1 protein-coding gene is annotated in these 633 nt (G+C 72.7%); it reads right to left on the bottom strand.

The genetic code is table 11. The features are described 5' to 3' along the window. Nucleotides 1-59 precede the first annotated feature (59 nt). On the bottom strand, nucleotides 60-633 hold a 574-nt coding region (locus CCN72_RS36795), incomplete at its 5' end, for a polysaccharide deacetylase family protein (protein WP_244174672.1).

Genomic DNA, 633 nt, shown 5'->3' with positions numbered 1-633 from the left:
GGCCAGGGCGGCGAGGGCGGCACCGGCGGCCAGCCGGCGGGCGGCTTTCGTGGTTCGCATCAGCTCAGCAGCTCCGTGGTGGTGACGGCGCGCAGTTTGCGGCGGTCGAGTTCCGTGAGGAGGCCGGGGAGGGCGGCGACCGTGTCCTCATAACCGAAATGCAAACTCACCACCGAGCCCTCGCGCACCTCCGAGAGGACCTTGCGGGTGACGGCGGCGGCGCCGGGGCGGGTGTAGTCGAGCGAGTCGACGTCGTACGACAGCACGTGCGGGTAGCCCGCTTGGCGGGCCAGTGCGGCAACGAGCGCGGAGGCGGTGGGCGCGCGGGAGGGGCGGAACCAGGTGCCGATGGAGCCGGTGAGCCGTCTGAGCCGGTCGGCGCAGTCGGTGATCTCCTTGCGGGCGTCGGCCTCGGCGAGGTCGTTGACGGAGATGTGCCGCTGGGTGTGGTTGCCGAGGTCGTGGCCGCCGTCGAGGATGCGGCGGGCGATGTCGGGGTGTTCGTCCAGCCAGGTACCGACGGCGAGCACGGTGAGGTGGGCGCCGTGCCGTTCGGCGGTGTCGAGCAGGGTGTGGGCGATGGCCGGGTCGCCCTGGCCGTGGAAGGTGAGCGCGACCCGGCCATCGCCCACA

Origin of the sequence: Streptomyces murinus (genome assembly GCF_002154555.1) — a bacterium.
GTDB classification, from domain to species: Bacteria; Actinomycetota; Actinomycetes; order Streptomycetales; family Streptomycetaceae; genus Streptomyces; species Streptomyces murinus.
This window is presented reverse-complemented; position numbering and strand designations above follow the sequence as displayed.